The sequence below is a fragment of the Paenibacillus sp. FSL H7-0940 genome (assembly GCF_037979415.1).
Taxonomy (GTDB): Bacteria; Bacillota; Bacilli; order Paenibacillales; family Paenibacillaceae; genus Paenibacillus; species Paenibacillus amylolyticus.
In genome coordinates, this window is the sequence record NZ_CP150280.1 from 6,569,515 (window position 1) to 6,585,567 (window position 16,053).

A 16,053-nucleotide genomic window follows, 5' to 3' on the forward strand; every position below is an offset into this window, starting at 1 on the left:
AGCAAGTTGTAATTCGCGTGTTTCGTTTCGAATCTAGTTTTCAGAGAACGATCTCTGAATGTAAGCTATGCTATGCGTTTGGTGGCGATGGCGGAGGGGTTCCACACGTACCCATCCCGAACACGACCGTTAAGCCCTCTAGCGCCGATGGTACTTGGACCGCAGGGTCCTGGGAGAGTAGGACGCCGCCAAGCGAACTCTTTCATCATACATAGAAAACAGGCTCTGCATGTGGACGTTGTACGATGAATTGCATTTGCCATGCAAATGCATATTATTCCCTGATAGCTCAGTTGGTAGAGCACTCGACTGTTAATCGAGTTGTCACAGGTTCGAGCCCTGTTCGGGGAGCCATTTGCTCTCATAGCTCAGTAGGTAGAGTGCATCCATGGTAAGGATGAGGTCACCGGTTCGATCCCGGTTGAGAGCTTTGGAAATGGGGCCCGTTGGTCAAGGGGTTAAGACACCTCCCTTTCACGGAGGTAACAGGGGTTCGAATCCCCTACGGGTCATATAGTTGGAGGCTTAGCTCAGCTGGGAGAGCATCTGCCTTACAAGCAGAGGGTCGGGGGTTCGATCCCCTCAGCCTCCACCATATTTTTATTGGGGATTAGCCAAGCGGTAAGGCAACGGACTTTGACTCCGTCATGCATAGGTTCAAATCCTATATCCCCAGCCATTTTAGTATGAGTCATTAGCTCAGTTGGTAGAGCACCTGACTTTTAATCAGGGTGTCGAAGGTTCGAGCCCTTCATGACTCACCATCATATGCGCGTGTGGCGGAATTGGCAGACGCACTAGACTTAGGATCTAGCGTCTTTGACGTGGGGGTTCAAGTCCCTCCACGCGCATCCTTTATTTGCGGAAGTGGCTCAGCGGTAGAGCATCGCCTTGCCAAGGCGAGGGTCGCGGGTTCGATTCCCGTCTTCCGCTCCAATATTTTTGCGCCCTTAGCTCAGCTGGATAGAGCGTTTGACTACGAATCAAAAGGCCGGGAGTTCGAATCTCTCAGGGCGCGCCATTATTTTTTTAGTATCGGGATGTAGCTCAGCTTGGTAGAGCACCTGGTTTGGGACCAGGGGGTCGCATGTTCAAATCGTGTCATCCCGATTTTTTGTTTATGCGGGTGTAGTTCAATGGTAGAACTTTAGCCTTCCAAGCTAATAGCGTGGGTTCGATTCCCATCACCCGCTTACAGGATATAAAAAAAAGAGCCTTTGCATCTGCAAAGGCTCTTTTTTTATATTAACGTAAGAGTTAGCAGTTATTTTATATAATATTTTATGTAAGGAACAGTACAGGTTTATTTAAAAAAAGAGCCAAGACCTCCCTATTTCGATAGTAAAGGGGTCTTGGCTCTTCTGTTTATCTCTGTGGATGAGCTGCCTCTAAGACGCAGCAGCTATTATATAGTGAAGAGCGCACAATTTAACGTTCGTTATGGTCCGTTACTCTTTTACGCATGCCAGCTAATCCAAGCAGTCCCAACAAACCAAGCCAGCCCCAATCCATGCCGTTGTCACGGTCGGTTGTTGTGGCGTTTGCCCGAACATTGTTGGTACGATAGTCACCATTGTTGCGGTAGTTTCCATCCATGTTCATATTCATGTTGGAATTAGTGTTTGTGCGGTCCATGTAGTTGGTGTCCTGATAAGACCGGACACGTGAGCCGGTTGTATCCATTCCTTTGGACATATGACCATCAGCAGCAGCAGGGCCAGCCATCGCGGCCACCAGAAGCACGGAAGCAATAATTGTTGTACCTTTCTTCATCATGTGGATTCCTCCTTTTTAGTAAGAGCTACAGATTAATCTGCCCAAGAAGACAAGTACAATATGTAGAAATAGTCTGTTAAGATATACCTTTGAGTCCAATTGAATAACAACATACATAAGAAACTTGCCTAGTAAGCAGACTGTAGTGGGAAGAAAATTATAATTACATCTTTAATTTATTGCGTCACTGTGGTAAAGTATACAAAAGCTTGCTTTGCCGGTCATGTTTCTTTGTATATCATCTGTTCTCAAACAATGAAATTATGCGGTTTAACCTTAATATCAGGTACATCGGATCATATCTAAAAGAACTGTATATTTATGAGTTTTTAAGAATAGGTATGAGACTTTTGATTTATCTAAAGTACGTGAAAAAGGTATCATGCGACAGTATATGACCATTAATTGAAGCAGAACAAGAAAATGAATAAAAAAGCGTGTTTTTGTGCTGTAAATCGGGGATAATCCCCATTTTTTCTAGTAGAAAAATAAAGATTTTCGTACCATTTTATTGTATGATGTTATGAAGGTGTCAAATTTACGTGTACGAATGGAACGATCAGATGGGAGGATAAGCATGACTGAAACTATGGTAACCGCCAGCAAAAGCCAATCCAACAACCTGCTTCGGCGAGACGTGCGGTTCCTGGGCAATATACTCGGAGAAGTTCTTGTCCATCAAGGCGGCACGGAGCTTCTAGATATCGTTGAGAAGATTCGGGAAACGAGCAAATCGTTACGTGCAGAATTTCTGCCAGAACTCTATGCAGAGTTCAAAACGATGATCCAGGAATTAGACTCGGACAATCGTCACCAGGTTATTCGGGCTTTCGCTATTTATTTTCAATTAGTTAATATTGCTGAACAAAACCATCGGATCCGGCGTAAACGGGATTATGAACGTTCTGCTGGGGACGCTGTGCAGCCAGGATCGATTGAGAAAGCAGTACAGGATCTTAAGGAACGTGGACTGTCTCATACAGAGGTGGAAGAGATTCTCGACGATTTGTCGTTGGAACTCGTTATGACAGCTCACCCAACCGAAGCTATGCGCCGGGTTATTCTGGACATCCATAAACGGATATCCGAAGATGTCATGTCACTTGATAATCCTACGCTGACGTTGCGTGAACGTGAACAGTTGCGTGAGAAGCTGCTGAATGAGGTTATTACACTCTGGCAGACAGATGAACTTCGCGACCGCAAACCGACTGTACTCGATGAAGTGCGGAACGGGATGTATTACTTTCATGAAACGTTGTTCCACGTACTTCCGGATGTATATCAGGAGCTGGAACGCTGCCTGAACAAATTTTATCCTGACCATGACTGGCATGTGCCGACGTATTTGCGGTTCGGTTCCTGGATCGGTGGAGACCGGGATGGAAATCCTTCGGTAACTTCAGATGTAACATGGCAGACACTGTTGATGCAACGCAAGCTTGCTTTGCGTGAATACCAACGGATTATGATTGAACTTATGGGCCATCTCAGCTTCAGCACAAACATCATTCATGTATCGGATGAGCTGGTGCAGTCGATTGAGCAGGATCGTAATTCTGTTACATTGAAAAAAGTGGATATCTGGCGGAATGAAAAAGAGCCATACCGCATCAAATTGGCTTATATGATTGCCAAGCTGAACAATGTACTGGATGAAAACAAATTAGGTCAGCCTGACCGTTATCATAGCGCACAGGATTTGATTGATGAACTGATGATTATTGATCGAAGTCTGCGCCATCATTTTGCCGATTACGTAGCAGATACGACCATTCGCAAAATGATTCGTCAAGTCGAGTTGTTTGGTTTCCATACCGCAGCATTGGATGTGCGTCAGCACAGTAAGGAACATGAAAATGCGATGTCGGAGATTTTGGCGAAAATGAACATTGTAGAAGATTATGCGCGTCTGACTGAAGACGGTAAAATCGATCTGCTTGCTCGTTTGCTGGATGATCCACGTCCGCTTACTTCTCCTTATCACCAATACACGGAGGGAACCAAAGAGTGTCTGGAAGTCTTCCGTACCATCAAACGTGCCCAGAACGAATTTGGGAACGGCTGTATCACAAGTTACCTGATCAGTATGACGCAGGGCGCAAGTGATTTGCTGGAGGTTATGGTATTTGCCAAGGAAGTGGGCTTATTCACCAAAGGTCACAACGGTGACGTTGTATCTACACTTCAAGCGGTACCGCTGTTTGAAACGATTGATGATCTACATGCGGCTTCGGACATTATGCAGAAGCTGTTCAACCTTCCTGTATACCGCGCAAGCGTAAAAGGACGGAATGAACTGCATGAAATCATGCTTGGTTATTCAGACAGTAACAAGGATGGCGGCGTGGTTACAGCCAACTGGGAATTGCGTGTAGCAATGAATGCCATCACGGCTGTAGGTAATGAACACGGCGTTAAGCTGAAGTTCTTCCATGGACGTGGCGGGGCTCTTGGACGTGGCGGCATGCCACTCAACCGCAGTATTCTTGCTCAACCACCACATACGATTGGTGGGGGCATTAAGATTACGGAGCAGGGAGAGGTTATTTCTTCCCGTTATTCCCTTCAGGGGATTGCATACCGCAGTCTGGAGCAGGCAACTTCGGCTCTAATCACAGCAGCACTTAATGGGCTTGAGCCGCAAGAGTCAGCATCCGAACGTCATTGGGACAGCATCATCAAAGAGATTTCGGAAGTATCTCTGACGAAATATCAGGATCTGATTTTCCGTGATCCAGACTTCTTCACCTTCTTCAAAGAATCAACGCCGCTTCCGGAGGTTGGTGAGCTGAATATTGGTTCTCGTCCATCCAAGCGTAAAAATAGCGATAAGTTTGAAGATCTGAGAGCGATCCCTTGGGTATTCGCCTGGACTCAAAGTCGTTATCTGCTTCCGGCATGGTATGCGGCAGGAACAGGATTGCAAAGTTACTATCAGGATAAAGAGGAAAATCTGGTTGTCCTGAAAGAAATGTATGCAAGCTTCCCATTCTTCCGTACATTAATTGATACGGTACAGATGGCCGTAGCCAAGGCTGATTTGGTCATTGCCAAAGAATATTCAGCCATGACTTCGAACAAGGAAGCCCGTGATCGCATCTACGGTCAGATTGAAGCCGAATTCAAGCTCACAAAAGAGCTGATTCTGAAAATTACCGGAGAAGCTGAAATTCTGGATGATGTACCGGTTATTCAAGAATCCATCCGCCTTCGTAACCCTTATGTGGATCCGTTATCCTACATGCAGGTTCAACTTCTGAGCGAGCTCAGAGATATGCGTGAACGTGGTGAGGATGATACGGAACTGCTTAGAGAAGTGTTGCTGACAATCAATGGAATCGCTGCAGGACTTCGTAATACAGGTTGATTATCAATTTGTTGTGAATGATGATTATATGTAACAAAGTACCCATTACTTTGTTAACTAAAAAGCTCTATTCTCTGCTCTACGGAGTAAGAGATGAAACGGGACTCCTGCGGGAGTTCCCGTTTTTACTGTTTTTGGCGGATATTTGTCATACAGTCTTGATTTTTGACCAAAGTTGATTTACGATTTGATTGGTGAATTACAAGTGTGGACGGGTATCAGAAGACGGAAGACCCATCAGCATGTCTGGGGGAATAAGGGTGGACAATTTGGAGAATAGGCTTATTAAACTGGTGCTCAAGGGCGACCAGAGAGCCTTTGCAGAAATCGTTGAACTATATAAGGACAAGCTATTTCATTTGGCATACCGGATGCTGAACAATCGTCATGAAGCTGAAGACGTTGTGCAGGAGACGTTTTTGCGTGTGTTTCGTAATATGGAGAAGTACGATCCGAACCAGAAGTTCTCAACCTGGATCTACCGGATCGCAACGAATCTGTGTATTGACCGACTGCGCAGAAAGAAACCTTCATACTCATTGGATGCTGAACTGAATGATCAGGAAGGATCTGATGGTTATGCGATGCTCCCGAGTGATGATCGTACACCGGAGAGTGAAGCGCTCCTGTCAGAAACGCAGACACTCATTCGTGAGGCCATTGACAGTTTGCCAGCCAAGTATAAGTCCGTTATGATTCTGAGATATTTACAGGACTTGTCGCTACAGGAAATCAGTGATGTGACAGGTATGCCCGTAACAACGATCAAGACACGCGTTCATCGGGGCCGTGATTTTCTACGTAAAAAATTGGAGTATAAGTTATAAATGTTAAGTGCCTTTAAATATGGGCGAAATTATTTGAAACATATCCGAAACGGATGCGTATGTAATGTATGCAAGTCTTATGCGTGCTTTTTAATGGCACATGGACTAAGTGATTTAAGAAAGGATTGGCTCTCATATGGATTGCAACTCGGCCGTCTCTTTAATGCATGAATGTTTGGATGAGTCGTTGTCCCCGGCCCAGAAGGTTGAACTGAAAAGTCACCTTGTGATCTGTCCGGATTGTCGCATGCGCTTTAAAGAGTTGGAACAGACGGAAATGTTACTCTTTGCCATGAAACACTATTCACCGTCTGCCTCTGATGAGCTGACCAATCGAATTATGAATGCTCTGCCCCAGCCCAAGAGACAGCAAGCATGGCTCAAATGGGTCAAAGGACATCCCGCGCTGACGGCGGCAGCCTTCTTTTTGGTCGTGATGCTCTTTAGCGCCTTGAATTTCTGGAATCAGAATAACGAAATGGTTGTTAAGGGAAATAATCTGGACCAGATCGTGATTCAGGGTAACACGGTTATTGTTCCTGAAGGTAAGTCAATTGCTGGCGATCTTACGATAGAAAATGGAACCGCACAAGTATATGGTGATGTGAACGGCAATCTGACGGTTATCGACGGACAACTGTTTCAGGCTTCAACGGCGCATATTTCAGGTCAGGTGAAAAGTATTGATCAGGCGCTGGACTGGTTCTGGTACAAAATAACCAATATGGTAAATGAAGTGGCTTATCGCTAGAACAGGGTAAAATTCTTCAATGGTATATACCAAGCAGGGTACCTCCAGATTGCAGGGGTACTCTTTTTTTATACGCAAACTTTGTAATTCATGGTAAATGTGATGTTTATGTGCAGTTTGAGACTGCCGTAACTTGCAACCTGAACGTTAACGTTATAACCTAGATACTAAAGAGAACATACTACTACATATAGATAAGCATTTTGCACAAATCAAATAATGCAAAAATGCGGAGACAAAGGATTATATAAAATCCTAATGGGTTAATATGAGATCAGGGTTTACTCATCAATGGGGATAGCGGGGGCTGGCTTATGAATTATTTTGCTGACTTAACGTGGACAGAGTCCATTAAGGACGTTATCGATATATTGATCGTTACCTATATTATGTACAAACTGATTTTGCTTGTGCGGGGGACACGTGCGGTTCAGCTCCTAAAAGGGATTCTGTTCCTTGTGCTGATCTGGGCATTAAGTACGTGGCTAAACTTGTATACGCTCAAATGGTTAATGAACCAGATGTTTACGTTTGGTGTCGTTGCGGTCTTCATTATCTTTCAGCCGGAACTACGTCGTGGTCTGGAGCAATTGGGACGCGGTAAGCTGTTTGGACGTTCAGCGGCAGCGAGTGATGAAGAACTAACCGTGTTAATTGGTGAGATTATTAAGTCAGTTAATTATTTGTCACGGCGTAAAATTGGCGCTTTGGTCGTATTTGAACGTGAAACAGGTCTGAACGATTACACGGAATCGGGCATTAAGATGCACTCTCTGGTCAGCTCGGAGCTGATGATTAACATCTTTATTCCAAATACACCGCTCCATGATGGAGCCGTTATTATACAGGGAAAACAGATTTCGGCGGCAGCTTGTTATTTGCCATTATCAGAGAATCCTTTTATCAGTAAGGAATTGGGAACACGTCACCGTGCAGCAATCGGGATTACCGAAGTTGCAGATGCGATCTGTTTGGTTGTCTCCGAGGAGACTGGACAAGTGTCACTTGCAATGAATGGACAGGTCGTTCGTGATATTAAGGAAGAATCGCTGATTGCCAAACTGTATGAGGAGTTGCGCCCTACATCCAATCTGAAAAAGAATGGCTGGACAACCTTCTGGAAACGGAAGGGAGGACGTAACAATGGATAAGTGGTTTAACAATAATAACTTTGCCAAAATACTTGCGCTTGCGGTGAGCCTGTTGCTCTGGTTCATGATTCATCTGGATGAAGTACCAACCACCCCTACGATTACAACAGGGACAACCAACAAGGTTGTGGAACGTACGGTGCCTGTTCAACCTTATGGATTAGACAGCAACAGCTATGTGCTCACTTCATTAAGTACGGATGAGGTCCGGCTGGAGATTAAAGGACAGCGCTCGATGCTAACATCGATTTTTACGAATGACGATTACAAGGTACTGGTCGATCTGAGTCAGGTGAAAGATGGGTCCAATACACTGCCACTTGTACCTGATTTGCCTTCCGGGGTAGAAGTGGTCAGCATGGAACCTTCCATGGTTACGGTGAACGTAGAAAAATTGGGCACCAAATCCTTCAATGTGAATATTGTACCCGAAGGGGAACCATCCGCCGGATACAGCGCTGGAACGCCCGTAACTGAACCTTCGACGCCGGTTAAGGTAACTCTGCCCGAAGGGCAACTCGAGGCTGTAGCGAAGGTCCAGGGCAGTGTGAGCGTGAAAGATGCCAAGGAAGATGTCATACAGAAAAAAGTGAAACTTCAAGCATACGATGCTGAAGGCAAGGTCCTTGAAAATGCGATTATAACGCCTCAAACGGTTGAAGTCCGAGTTCCGGTCAATCAGCCCTATACATCTGTACCCTTAAGAATCAAATATTCGGGACAGCTTCCGGAAGGCCTGGTACTCTCCACGGTAGAGCCAAACGTGAAAGAAGTCTCGGTTTATGGATCAGAGGATGCGCTTGCAGGTATACAGTCCTACGACCAAGTAACCCTTGATCTTACACAGTTTGATCAGTCGGGTACATCGACAGTTAACGTGGACTTGACGCCGCCTTCCGGTTTTGAGAAAATCGAGCCTAGTTCGATTCAGATCAAGGTAACCATATCACCATTTGACGAGGCAGAGGAGACAACCAAAGTCTTTCCGAACGTCCCCATCACACTTACCGGTGCGGGGAATGGACTGGAAGGGACGCTGGTTACGCCTCGAAGCGGCGGTCTGAACCTCACACTTACAGGCTCAGCAAGTATGCTTGAGGGTCTGAGTAGTGATGATCTCACGTTAACCGGGGATCTTGCTGGACTTGCGGTCGGAACGCATGAGATCAAGCTTGAAGCCGACCTGCCCCGTTATGCCAAACTGGATGAATCATCCACTGCATTGAGTGCGACGGTCAAAATTAGCGAAAAGGCTGAAGACACCACGACCACTCCTGGCGAAGAACCGACGGACGAGGGAACGGTAGCACCTGACCCAACACCAGCAGAGGTTGAAAATGGGGAAACAGAGCCTGTTCCTGATGAAGAAGAAACGGAATCGAATACGGATACTCAGGATCAGGGTCAACAGGGGAGCACAAGCAGTCGAGGTAATTTAAATAATAATAACAGCGGTACTGGCAGTAAAAGTGGCGCGAATCCGTAAACGTTCTAATTTTAAAATTCTCAAAAAAATAATAATAGTGCTCGTATATGATGCGAATAGAAGGAGTTAAATCATGGGGAAATATTTTGGTACAGATGGTGTAAGAGGGGTTGCCAATAAAGAGTTAACGGCAGAGCTGGCTTACAGCATTGGACGTTGTGGTGGTTACGTGCTTGCAGGTGGTGTGGAAAGACCAAAAGTGGTTATCGGCATGGATACTCGTATCTCGGGATTGATGTTGGAATCCGCACTGGTTGCAGGTCTGTTGTCCATTGGCGCTGATGTGATCCGTCTGGGCGTTGTATCCACTCCGGGAGTGGCGTATATTGCACGTTTGTTGAAAGCTGACGCGGGCGTGATGATCTCGGCTTCCCACAATCCAGTTGAGGATAACGGAATCAAGTTCTTTGGTGGAGATGGCTTCAAGCTGTCTGATGAAACAGAGAACCGGATTGAAGAACTGATGGATGCGGAGACAGATCAATTGCCACGGCCAGTTGGTGGCGGGCTGGGTACTGTAACGACAGATGAAGAATCCCGTTATCGTTACCTTGATTTCCTGAAAACGACTGTAAATGAATCGTTCTCTGGACTTAAAATTGTTTTGGACTGTGCAAACGGAGCAGCTTATGAACTGGCACCAAAATTGTTCAGTGAACTAGGTGCAGAAGTCATTGCCATTGGCGCTGAGCCTAACGGCCTGAATATTAATGAGCAATGTGGATCAACTCATCCAGAGAACCTGAAACAAGAAGTGCTCAAACATAAAGCAGATCTGGGTCTTGCTTTTGACGGGGATGCGGATCGTCTGATTGCTATTGATGAGACAGGCGCTGAGGTGGATGGAGACTTCATTCTGTGTATCTGTGGTGATGCGATGAATCGTGCAGGCAAGTTGAAGGACAGTACTGTTGTATCGACCGTTATGAGTAACATCGGATTCTACAAAGCAACAGAGAAACTTGCACTGAAAACAGCTAAAACGGCAGTAGGTGATCGTTATGTGATGGAGGAAATGCGTCGCGGCGGTTACAACTTGGGTGGAGAACAATCTGGCCATGTTATTTTCCTGGATTACAATACAACTGGAGACGGTATGCTGACTGCGATTCAACTCGTGGATACGCTCAAGGCTTCCGGTAAAAAACTGAGTGAACTAAAAGCGCTAATGACCCAGTACCCACAAGTATTGGTGAATGTGCGTGTTGAAGATAAGAGCAAATACGAGGGCAATGCTGCAATCGAGCAAGCTATTGCTACAGTAGAACAACAACTCGGGGATAATGGACGTGTACTCGTTCGTGCTTCAGGTACTGAATCTCTGATCCGTGTTATGGCGGAAGGACCAGATAAAGACGAACTTGAACAATTTGTGTCTCAAATCGCAGATGTAGTGCAAAAAGAACTGGTATAGGACTGGAAGATGTAAGAGGCTTAATATAACATGATTTAGGACTTATGAATGGATATTCCTGCATCCCGGCCTGATGAGACCATAGGTCCGTTTATCCGGTCGGGATTGTAGGTAAATATGCTAAAATTGTCACAGGTACTTTGCTCCATTGCAAAATGGACCTGACGTGCATATAATGAGTGGAGTCGTCATTCAGACACAGAAAGTGAGGAACGTAAGGTTACAGTTATACAAGCGCCAGAGCTTGGAGTTGCGCGGGATGATGTTGATCAGGATTTCTTCTAGGTTGAAGAACGCTGATTAAGATCAACGGCAATCAAGCTGACGAGGTGGAGGTGTTCGGATTGTTCGGCGGGGACCTCCCGGTGAAGCACCAGAGCCGTAAACCGGATTGCAGAAAATGGATAGGTGACTGTCCACACAACGCGCCGGTGCAGGTGCAAGAGTTAAACTAAAATTTAAATGAATGTGCGTGAAGAGCGTAAACAGTACGCGGACGGGAAAATGATGTACATTCATGATTGCATTCATTACAGCTTATGATGACAGCGGGGCGACACGAGGTCGCTCTGATCATTGATAATTGAATAAGTACCAAGTATTCATGAAAGGCTAGGCAATCACTCATTTTTCCGATATGCCGCCTCTGCCTGTTTCTCTTCGTGACACAGTATTCATATACAAACGGAGGAAATAAATTATGTGCGGTATTGTTGGATATATTGGTAATAAGAACACTCAGTCGGTATTGGTTGAAGGATTGAAGAAACTCGAGTATCGTGGTTATGATTCTGCAGGTATCGCAGTATTCACACCGGAAGGTCTGCAAATCACGAAAGCTCTTGGTCGTCTTGCGAACCTTGAAGCCAAGCTGGATGGTGCACCACTGGTAGGTAATGCCGGAATCGGACACACACGTTGGGCAACTCATGGTAAACCATCGGATGAGAACTCTCATCCACACACAGATGGAAGCCAGAAATTCTCTGTTGTGCATAACGGTATTATTGAGAACTACCTGGATCTGAAGGACGAATTGATGGCTCAAGGTCACACGTTCACTTCCGAGACAGATACTGAGGTTATCTCTCACCTGATCGCACGTGAATACAATGGTGATATCGTCAAAACAGTACAAAAAGTGATCACGTTGTTGCGTGGCGCATTTGCACTGGGTGTATTGACAGAGCATGAGCCTGAGAAACTCGTAGCTGTGCGTCAAGCAAGCCCATTGATTATTGGTATTGGTGAAGGCGAGAACTTCATTGGTTCCGACATCCCGGCAATTCTGGAACATACACGTAACGTGTACATTCTGAATGATGGTGAAATGGCTGTATTGACACATGATGCTGTCGAATTGATGACGATTGAAGGTAACTTTATTTCTCGGGAAATGATTCGTGTCGATTGGGATGCTGTAACCGCAGAAAAAGGCGGATTTGAGCACTTCATGTTGAAAGAAATTCATGAGCAACCAAAAGCATATCGTGATACTATGCTGGGTCGCATCGATAATGAAGGCAAAAAAGTTCAACTTCCTGAGTTGAAAATGACTGAAGAACAAATTAAAAATATCCGTAACGTTCAAATCATTGCATGTGGTACAGCGTACCATGCAGGCCTGGTTGGACGTACAGTGATTGAGCAATTGGTACGTATTCCGGTTGAAACAGATGTGGCTTCCGAGTACCGCTACCGTTCCCCAATCGTGCACAAAGATACACTTGTAATCGTAGTGAGCCAATCCGGTGAAACTGCCGATACGCTTGCTGCATTGCGTGAAGCACAATCCAATGGTGCACATGTACTGGCAATCACAAACGTAGTGGGTAGCTCCATTGCACGTGATGCAGATGATGTTATCGCAACATTGGCAGGTCCTGAAATTGCAGTAGCTTCTACCAAAGCGTATACTTCGCAATTGATCGCGTTTAACTTGCTTGGTCTGTACCTTGCACAAGTTCGTGGTACTCAATCTGCAGAAGAGATTGAACACACGCTGGCAGCAATGCAAGCATTGCCTGAGCAAGTGGAATCCATGTTGGAGCAAGCGGAAGCAATCAAAGGATATGCAGAGCAAATCTCCAAACATGAACATCTCTTCTTCATTGGCCGTGGTCTTGACTATGCAGTAGCTCAAGAAGGATCTTTGAAGCTGAAAGAGATCTCTTATATTCACTCCGAGGCGTATGCTGCGGGTGAGTTGAAACATGGTACGCTTGCATTGATCGAAGATGGTATCCCTGTTATTGCCCTGGCAACGCAGGAGAACGTACTTGAGAAAACAGTGAGCAACATTAAGGAAGTAAAAGCACGTGGTGCAGATGTATTGGCAATTACGTATGAAGAGCACGTAGCACCATTGCTGAAATCCGTGGACCAAGCGTTTGCGATTCCTAAGACGCTGCCACTGCTTAGCCCTGCTTTGTCTGTAGTTGCGCTGCAATTGCTGGCATACTATGCTTCCCTGGCACTGGGTCATGATGTAGATAAACCACGTAACCTGGCGAAAAGTGTAACGGTTGAGTAAGGTATTCTGTACAAATTAGTTTATTGTCCAATGATAAATAAGTGTAGAACCATTAACAAAAGTATGGAACTACACGAACTATTGTCCGATGATATGGACAACGGGTTGATCAAAAGATTCAGTAAACTAATACAGTATAAACAAAATAATGGTCCTGATGACTCTAAGTCATCAGGACTTTTTTGATGTTTCAGGAGGGTGGTTCTAAATATTAGAACCACCTTATTTGTGTTTGTGCATTGTAAATTGCGATCATTCATTGGATGAAAATCCATCAAATTATAGAGCACCTTAGGAAGAGTACCTTTTGTAATTCTCACATTTGAAATATTCTTCGTGCACGAATGTAATCAACTACTTAAAGAGAATCATTAACATTCGCAATTCGTAAGTGCAAATATATCCCAAGAAGGATGCGGATCGGTCATAAAAGATCATTTGAATGGTAAAGGAAGATGACTGAACGTGACGGGTACATCTTTCAGCAACTCACAAAATGGTATGCCAAGAAGCAACAATGCGCTCGATGAAGAAGCTTATTACGCGAAGTAAAATTATTGACCGTTCAATTCGGACTCAGAACGCGATTGTAATCTGCATGTAAATGAGTGAAGGACATCGGAAAGCGTATAAGGGAAAACCTCACGTACGGTTTGACAAGGAGGAACAGAATATATTTCCCCTTTACTCTAACAGAGGCGTAGAGAAGAAGACGTGATACAAAACGATGTCGGCTACCATCCGTGCGGACGCTATGGCCAGTTTCCAGCCAGGCTTTCAGAAATTGGTCAGGTAATCAAGTTAAAAATTACAAAGTGCAAGGAATCGGAACACCGACAAAGAATATTTAAAGGGAATATGTACCAAATTTACCTGTTAAGTGACTAAATGTCAACACTCGTCGAATTCCTTGATTGATGTCAAATCATGCCCAACGTTTCTTCTCCATTCACTATTTTTAACGAAAAATGTTAACACATAATGTTTTATGAACCAAATTTAACAATATAATGACTATATTTAACAAAAATTTCACTATACATTCTTGTAAATTTTGATATAATTCAACCTAGGTCTTATTCCCTATTATTCTAATAAATGGAATTGTAGGGTTTTTTATACCCATCCAAGCTGTGTGCGAGAGACCAGTATACTGGCTTACCAACAAGCCGGCATGTGGGGACCAACAATTGTGGAAAATGACAGCCTAGAATATGTTGCTCCATGACGTCAGAAGGTTTAGAAAGGAAGGTTCGGAAAGATAGAGCCAACCTTATCCCAATTCCGATGGAGGATGAAGCGAGTGAGCATTTTTGAAAAGCTGGAATCCAACGTAAGATCTTACTGCAGAAGCTTTCCGGTGGTATTCGACCGGGCCAAGGGAGACCTTTTATATTCTGAGGACGGAAGAGCATATATTGATTTCTTTGCAGGTGCCGGGGCACTCAATTACGGCCATAACAACGATTATATTAAAGACCGGGTTCTCGATTACTTGACCTCCGACCGGATTATGCACGGTCTGGATATGTATACAATGGCCAAGCGTGAATTCATCCAGAGCTTCTCCGAGCGGATCCTGGAGCCGAAGAAGCTGAATTACAAGCTTCAATTCTGCGGTCCAACAGGGACGAATGCGGTGGAAGCGGCCCTGAAGCTCGCACGCAAGGCGAAGAAGAGAAGTGGAATATTCGCATTCATGGGTGGCTTCCACGGCATGTCGCTCGGCAGTCTGTCGGCGACAAGCTCCAAGTCCATGAGAGAAGGGGCGGGGCTTCCTCTGGACGGAGTTACGTTCATGCCGCACCCGAGCGGGGCTTTCGCAGAAATGGATACGCTCGGTTATATCGAGAATATCCTGACTGATTCGCACTCCGGAATCGACAAGCCGGCCGCGATTCTGCTTGAAACGGTACAAGCCGAAGGCGGAATTCACGTTGTCGATGCGCAGTGGCTACGTGAGCTACAGCAGATTTGCCGCAGGCACGATATTCTGCTCATTACAGACGAGATTCAAGTAGGATGCGGCCGGACAGGCGAATTCTTCTCCTTCGAACGTGCGGGGATCGAGCCGGATCTCATTACCCTGTCGAAGTCGATCAGCGGGTACGGCCTGCCAATGTCCCTCCTGCTGCTGAAGCCCGAACTGGATATCTGGACGCCGGGCGAGCACAACGGCACCTTCCGCGGCAACCAGCTGGCTTTTGTGGCCGCGAAGGCTGCTCTCGAGTTCCGGGACAGAACCGAACTGGAAGCTCAGGTGAAGCAGAAGGAAGAATATGTGCGCTCGTTCCTTGATCAAGAAATTAAGCCTCTGCATCCGTCCATCGCCATCCGCGGACTCGGCCTGATCTGGGGCATTGACGTCTCGGGGTTCATGGATGAAGCCGGGGCGAAGCGGGTGACGGATATCAGCTTCGAGAACGGGCTCATCATTGAAAGAGCCGGCAGAGGAGATTGTGTGCTGAAGATCATGCCTCCGCTGACCGTCTCGATGGAGCATCTGGCCGCCGGCTGCGACATTATCAAGTCCAGTATGCAGCAGGTGATCTCTCAGGAGACCAAGGATTTACTAGTAACGACCTAAGCTTGGCCAAGCCGATGGTCGCCCCCGGCAAGAGGCACGAAAGTGCCTTCCGGAGGGCGTGCGGACTTGATGTTAAGGTAGCGCTTTCACCTCATGCTACCTGCGGTAACGTCAATCAGCATGGAATTCTCCGGCAATCCAAGCGCAGTCCCGTTCGT

General features: G+C 45.7%; 9 protein-coding genes, 11 tRNA genes and 1 rRNA gene. 20 read left to right on the forward strand and 1 reads right to left on the reverse strand.

Annotated features, from left to right (window positions below):
- The first annotated feature begins 77 nt into the window (after positions 1 to 77).
- The 12 genes from rrf to MHB71_RS28970 all read left to right on the forward strand — a co-directional run bounded on the left by rrf (position 78) and on the right by MHB71_RS28970 (position 1,193).
- Positions 78 to 194 (forward strand): 5S ribosomal RNA (gene rrf / locus MHB71_RS28915).
- Positions 195 to 278: 84 nt separating this feature from the next.
- Positions 279 to 354 (forward strand) — tRNA-Asn (locus MHB71_RS28920).
- A gap of 3 nt (positions 355 to 357) precedes the next feature.
- Positions 358 to 430, forward strand: a tRNA-Thr gene (locus tag MHB71_RS28925).
- A 10-nt stretch (positions 431 to 440) separates the two neighbouring features.
- Positions 441 to 512, forward strand: a tRNA-Glu gene (locus MHB71_RS28930).
- A 7-nt stretch (positions 513 to 519) separates the two neighbouring features.
- Positions 520 to 595: transfer RNA gene (locus tag MHB71_RS28935), tRNA-Val, on the forward strand.
- A 9-nt stretch (positions 596 to 604) separates the two neighbouring features.
- A tRNA-Gln gene (locus MHB71_RS28940) sits at positions 605 to 679 on the forward strand.
- Positions 680 to 688: 9 nt separating this feature from the next.
- A tRNA-Lys gene (locus MHB71_RS28945) sits at positions 689 to 764 on the forward strand.
- A gap of 6 nt (positions 765 to 770) precedes the next feature.
- A tRNA-Leu gene (locus MHB71_RS28950) sits at positions 771 to 851 on the forward strand.
- 10 nt (positions 852 to 861) lie between these two features.
- Positions 862 to 936 (forward strand) — tRNA-Gly (locus MHB71_RS28955).
- Between the two features lie 8 nt (positions 937 to 944).
- Positions 945 to 1,021: transfer RNA gene (locus MHB71_RS28960), tRNA-Arg, on the forward strand.
- 15 nt (positions 1,022 to 1,036) lie between these two features.
- Positions 1,037 to 1,110: transfer RNA gene (locus MHB71_RS28965), tRNA-Pro, on the forward strand.
- Between the two features lie 12 nt (positions 1,111 to 1,122).
- Positions 1,123 to 1,193: transfer RNA gene (locus tag MHB71_RS28970), tRNA-Gly, on the forward strand.
- A gap of 235 nt (positions 1,194 to 1,428) precedes the next feature.
- Here the strand turns inward: MHB71_RS28970 and MHB71_RS28975 are convergent.
- Positions 1,429 to 1,776 (reverse strand): WGxxGxxG family protein, encoded by a 348-nt coding sequence (locus tag MHB71_RS28975; protein WP_076328832.1) that lies wholly within the window; start codon positions 1,774 to 1,776, stop codon positions 1,429 to 1,431.
- 577 nt (positions 1,777 to 2,353) lie between these two features.
- On the opposite strand from MHB71_RS28975, the gene ppc reads away from it, so the two are divergent.
- The 8 genes from ppc (at position 2,354) to ectB (ending at position 15,895) form a co-directional block, all read left to right on the forward strand.
- Positions 2,354 to 5,146 (forward strand): phosphoenolpyruvate carboxylase, encoded by a 2,793-nt coding sequence (gene ppc, locus MHB71_RS28980; RefSeq protein ID WP_036668150.1) that lies wholly within the window; start codon positions 2,354 to 2,356, stop codon positions 5,144 to 5,146.
- 260 nt (positions 5,147 to 5,406) lie between these two features.
- The gene (sigW, locus tag MHB71_RS28985; protein ID WP_036614044.1) at positions 5,407 to 5,973 is read left to right on the forward strand and encodes an RNA polymerase sigma factor SigW; all 567 of its coding nucleotides are present in this window, start codon (positions 5,407 to 5,409) and stop codon (positions 5,971 to 5,973) included.
- Positions 5,974 to 6,109: 136 nt separating this feature from the next.
- Positions 6,110 to 6,724, forward strand: coding sequence for a zf-HC2 domain-containing protein (locus MHB71_RS28990; RefSeq protein WP_036614042.1), 615 nt, complete (start codon positions 6,110 to 6,112; stop codon positions 6,722 to 6,724).
- A gap of 314 nt (positions 6,725 to 7,038) precedes the next feature.
- Positions 7,039 to 7,875 carry a diadenylate cyclase CdaA gene (gene cdaA / locus MHB71_RS28995; protein ID WP_017692119.1) on the forward strand — a complete coding sequence of 279 codons (837 nt, stop codon included), beginning with the start codon at positions 7,039 to 7,041 and terminating at the stop codon, positions 7,873 to 7,875.
- Positions 7,868 to 9,361 (forward strand): CdaR family protein, encoded by a 1,494-nt coding sequence (locus tag MHB71_RS29000; RefSeq protein WP_076328833.1) that lies wholly within the window; start codon positions 7,868 to 7,870, stop codon positions 9,359 to 9,361. Before cdaA ends, MHB71_RS29000 begins: the two co-directional genes overlap by 8 nt.
- A 73-nt stretch (positions 9,362 to 9,434) precedes the next feature.
- Entirely contained in the window at positions 9,435 to 10,775 is a 1,341-nt protein-coding gene (gene glmM / locus MHB71_RS29005; RefSeq protein WP_017692121.1) for a phosphoglucosamine mutase, read from the forward strand.
- Positions 10,776 to 11,475: 700 nt separating this feature from the next.
- A complete protein-coding gene (glmS, locus tag MHB71_RS29010) occupies positions 11,476 to 13,308 on the forward strand; it encodes a glutamine--fructose-6-phosphate transaminase (isomerizing) (protein WP_036668148.1) in 1,833 nt (610 codons plus the stop codon).
- A gap of 1,303 nt (positions 13,309 to 14,611) precedes the next feature.
- Positions 14,612 to 15,895: a diaminobutyrate--2-oxoglutarate transaminase gene (gene ectB / locus MHB71_RS29015; protein ID WP_017692123.1), complete on the forward strand. Its 1,284-nt coding sequence runs from the start codon at positions 14,612 to 14,614 to the stop codon at positions 15,893 to 15,895.
- The last annotated feature ends 158 nt before the right edge of the window (positions 15,896 to 16,053 follow it).